Here is a 4,447-nt window from a genome sequence, read left to right as displayed (position 1 = left end):
GGCCGCCGTCGTCGTTTGTGCGTTTTCTGCGTTGAATTCGCAGGACACGCCCCGAATAGCGCGGGATAAACGGCGTGTCCTGCCAACTCAACGCGGGGGAGCCTTGCGCGGGGGAGCTGCAGCCTGCATACTAAACGAACGCAATTCGTTTATAAGTGACGCCGGTGACAGTGGAGATCCCGCTCCCACCCGGCAGTCCAAAAATCTTTCGCAAGCTTCCCCACAGCAGCTTTCCTACAACGAGGTAAGGAACCCATGAGCACTATGCAAGTGCGCACCGGCGCTCCCGACGGCACACCCAAGTTCTCCGGCAAGGGACTGAAGACCGGGCAGCTGGGCCTGCTCGCCGTCGTCGTCATCGGTATTTCCACCATCGCCCCCGCCTACGTCCTGACAAGCACGCTGGGCCCCACCGTGCAGAGCATCGGAGTGCACCTCCCGGCGATCTTCATCGTCGGGTTCATCCCGATGTTCCTCGTGGCGCTGGGGTACCGCGAGCTGAACGCGGACACCCCGGACAGCGGCACCACGTTCACCTGGGTGACCAAGGCGTTCGGTCCCTACCTCGGCTGGATCGGCGGGTGGGGGCTGCTGGCGGCAAACATCATTGTGCTGTCGAACCTCGCGGGCGTGGCCGTGGACTTCTTCTACCTCTTCCTCGCGCAGATCACCGGACAGGACGCCATTGCGGACCTGACCGGCATCCGGTGGCTGAACATCCTGACGTGCCTGGTGTTCGTCGGCGCTGCGGTGTGGGTCTCCTGCCGCGGCGTGAAGACCACCAAGGCCGTGCAGTACGCGCTGGTGGGCCTGCAGGTCGCGGTGCTCGCCTGGTTTGTGATCGCTGCCTTCAGCCGGATCCAGCAGGGCTCCGCGGCCGGCGCCGTCGCGTTCAGCTGGGATTGGTTCAACCCGTTCGCCATTGAGAGCTTCTCCGCCTTTGCGCTGGGCCTGTCACTGTCCATCTTCGCCTTCTGGGGCTGGGACGTGTGCCTCACGGTCAGCGAGGAATCCCGCAACGGCAGGCGCACGGCGGGCCTGGCAGCCGCGGTGACCGCCGTCGTCGTCCTGGGAATGTACCTGCTCGGCGCCATCGCGACGGTGATGTTCGCCGGCGTCGGGACCGAGGGTCTCGGCCTCAACAACGCAGACATCTCCGAGAACGTCTTCGCGGCGCTCGCCGCTCCGGTCATGGGGCCGTTCGCGATCCTGCTTTCGCTCGCGGTGCTGTCCAGCTGCGCGGCGTCGCTGCAGTCCACGTTCCTCTCACCGGCGCGCAGCCTGCTCGCCATGGGCTACTACAAGGCGCTGCCGGAAAAGTTCGCGACCGTGCACCCGACCTACCGCTCGCCCGTCTTCGCCACGGTGGTGGCCGGGGTGATCTCCGCAGGCTTCTACTCGCTCATGCGGATCATCAGCGACAACGTCCTGAATGACACCATCATGGCCCTGGGCCTGATGATCTGCTTCTACTACGGGCTCACCGCGCTGGCCTGCGTCTGGTATTTCCGGCACTCGGCGTTCAGGTCCGCACGCAATGTCGTGTTCCGCTTCCTCGCGCCGCTGCTCGGCGGACTCGGCCTCGTGGTCGTGTTCCTGCAGACCGCCGTCGACAGCTGGGATCCGGCGTTCGGCAGCGGATCGGAAATCTTCGGTGTGGGGCTGGTCTTCGTGATCGGTGTGGGGATCATCGCGCTGGGCGTGCTGGTCATGTTCATCGTCCGCCGGACCCACCCCGGGTTCTTCCGCGGGGAGACGCTGCGGCGGGACACACCGGCCCTTGAGGTGGCCGACTAACCCGCTACACGCCGGCGGGCTCCTCCAGGGGAGTGCCCCGGCGGGGCCTCGCGTTCTTCCGGACCGTCCGGAGCATGTCCACGGTGAGGAGCGCGAGGCCCACCCAGACCAGGCCGAAACCGACCCACCGTTCCAGCGGCATCTCCTCGCCGAAGACCGTCAGGGCAAGAATGAACTGGAGTACCGGAGCAAGGTACTGCAGCATCCCGATGGTGGTCAGCGGAAGCCGCCGGGCCGCCGCACCGAAGAAGATCAGCGGCACCGCGGTGATCACCCCCGAGGCAGCCATGATCCAGAAGTGGCCCGGCCCTTCCGTGGTCAGCGTTGCACCGCCGGACAGCGTCAGCCAGATCATCACACCCGCGGCAATCGGCGTCAGCACTGCCGTCTCGACGCTGAGGCTGGTCACGGCATCGACGCTCGGACCCACCCGCTTTTTCACGAACCCGTAGAAGCCGAACGAGAACGCCAGCGCCAGCGCGATCCACGGCACGTTGCCGTAGCCAACCGCCAGAACGACGACGGCGACAAGCCCCATTCCCACGGCTGTCCACTGCAGTGGGCGGAGCTTTTCCCGGAGCACCAGTACTCCCAGAAGCACGGACACGATGGGGTTGATGAAGTAGCCCAGGGACGCCTCGACCGCGTGGCCGTTGGTCACGCCGTACGTGTACACGAGCCAGTTCACGGCGATCAGCAGCGCGGCCACCGTCAGGGTGCCAAGCATCCTGCGGTTGGCAAGAGCCGCGCGCACCTTCCCCCAGGACCGAAGCACGGTCAACAGCAGGGCGCAGAAGATCAGCGACCACAGCACCCGGTTCGCCACGATCTCCACCGCGGTGGCGGGCAGAAGGATCAGAAAGTAGAGGGGGAGCATGCCCCACAGGCCGTAGGCGCCGATACCGAAAAGGATGCCCGTGGCATTGTCGCTTCGGGCGGGACGCTGGGAGGTGCGGGTGCGGCTCACATGCGTGCCAACCGCCGTCGTGCCGTTCCTATTCCGGGGTCCCGGAATAGGCTGTCCGGGTGAGCCCCGCCACTGGTTTAGACGCGCACTCAACAGGGGATTTAGAATAGGAAACTGTGCGCTAATGTGCGTGCCGTTGACCCTCGGGAGACCCCGGGTAAATCCACCAGGAAGAAGGCTTCAGTGTCCAGCACGACGTCGGCCCGTCCGCTTCGGGTCGCCATCATCGGCGCAGGCCCGGCCGGTGTCTATGCCGCAGACATCCTGACCAAATCGCAGGAGGTCAAGGGCGGAGACTTCGAAGTGTCGATCGACCTGTTCGACCAGTACCCGGCACCGTATGGGCTGATCCGCTACGGTGTGGCGCCCGACCATCCGCGCATCAAGGGCATCGTGACCGCCCTGCACAAGGTTCTCGACCGCGGCGACATCCGATTCCTCGGCAACGTGAACTACGGCCGCGACCTCACCCTGAAGGATTTCCGCACGTTCTACGACGCCGTAATCTTCGCCACCGGCGCGGTGAAGGACGCGGACCTCAACATTCCCGGAGTGGAGCTTGAGGGCTCCTTCGGCGGTGCGGACTTTGTCTCCTGGTATGACGGGCACCCCGACGTTGACCGGGACTGGCCGCTGGACGCCAGCCAGATCGCGGTGATCGGCAACGGCAACGTGGCCCTGGACATCGCCCGCGTGCTGTCGAAGCATGCCGATGACCTGCTGACCACGGAAATCCCGGCCAATGTCTACGCCGCGCTGAAGAAGTCGCCGGTCACGGACGTCCACGTCTTCGGCCGCCGGGGCCCCGCGCAGGTCAAGTTCACGCCGCTGGAACTGCGGGAACTCTCGCACTCCCGCGACGTCGACATTGTGCTCTACCCCGAGGACTTCGACTTCGACGAAGCCTCCGAGCAGCAGATCGCGAGCAACAACCAGACCAAGACCATGGTCAAGACGCTGACCAACTGGCTGGTCGAGCAGCCCGAAGACCCCAGCGAATTCACGGCCTCGCGCCGGCTGCACCTCCACTTCCTGCACAGCCCCGTGGAGATCACCGATTCACCGGAAACCCCCGGCAAGGTGGCCAACATCCGCTTCGAGCGCACGCGGCTGAACGGCACCGGCGGCGTCGAGGGCACCGGCGAGTACATCGACTATCCGGTGCAGGCGGTCTACCGCGCCATTGGGTACTTCGGATCGGAACTGCCGGAGGTCGGCTACGACGAGCGGAACGGCGTCATCCCCAACGAGGGCGGCCGCGTGATCGACGAGTCGGGCAACCCGGTCCCGGGCATCTACTGCACCGGCTGGATCAAGCGAGGCCCGGTGGGCCTGATCGGGCACACCAAGGGTGATGCGCTGGAGACCATCGGCTACCTCCTGGAGGACCGCCTGAACCTTCCGCCGGCCGAACACCCGTCGGAGGACGCCATCATTAACCTCCTCGAGGAGCGCGGCGTCCGCTACACCACGTGGGAGGGCTGGCTGAAGCTCGATGCCCACGAAATGAAGCTGGGCGCCAACTACGTGCATGACGACGGCAGCATCTCCGATCTCGTCCGCGAGCGTGTGAAGCTGGTCCCCCGCGAGGACATGATCGCGATTTCCCGCGGGGAGTAGCGCGCCTGGCCGTGCCGGATTCCCCTGCTTCTCGCAGGCCTCTGACCCAACAGGCGGCGTGTC

3 protein-coding genes are annotated in these 4,447 nt (G+C 65.6%); 2 read left to right on the top strand and 1 reads right to left on the bottom strand.

What is annotated here, in order from left to right; all coding sequences use genetic code 11:
• Window positions 1–255: 255 nt before the first annotated feature.
• Window positions 256–1,797 carry an APC family permease gene (locus tag X803_RS0114765; protein WP_026545729.1) on the top strand — a complete coding sequence of 514 codons (1,542 nt, stop codon included), beginning with the start codon at window positions 256–258 and terminating at the stop codon, window positions 1,795–1,797.
• 4 nt (window positions 1,798–1,801) lie between these two features.
• Here the strand turns inward: X803_RS0114765 and rarD are convergent, their stop codons facing one another.
• Window positions 1,802–2,764: an EamA family transporter RarD gene (gene rarD, locus X803_RS0114760; RefSeq protein ID WP_051470790.1), complete on the bottom strand. Its 963-nt coding sequence runs from the start codon at window positions 2,762–2,764 to the stop codon at window positions 1,802–1,804.
• 183 nt (window positions 2,765–2,947) lie between these two features.
• Between rarD and X803_RS0114755 the strand changes: the two genes are divergently transcribed.
• Entirely contained in the window at window positions 2,948–4,384 is a 1,437-nt protein-coding gene (locus tag X803_RS0114755) for an FAD-dependent oxidoreductase (RefSeq protein WP_026545727.1), read from the top strand.
• Window positions 4,385–4,447 lie beyond the last annotated feature (63 nt).

This window comes from Arthrobacter sp. 35/47 (assembly GCF_000520475.1).
Lineage (GTDB): Bacteria > Actinomycetota > Actinomycetes > Actinomycetales > Micrococcaceae > Arthrobacter_D > Arthrobacter_D subterraneus.
The sequence above is the reverse complement of the archived record's forward strand: the minus strand, read 5'-3'. Positions and strand labels throughout refer to the sequence as shown.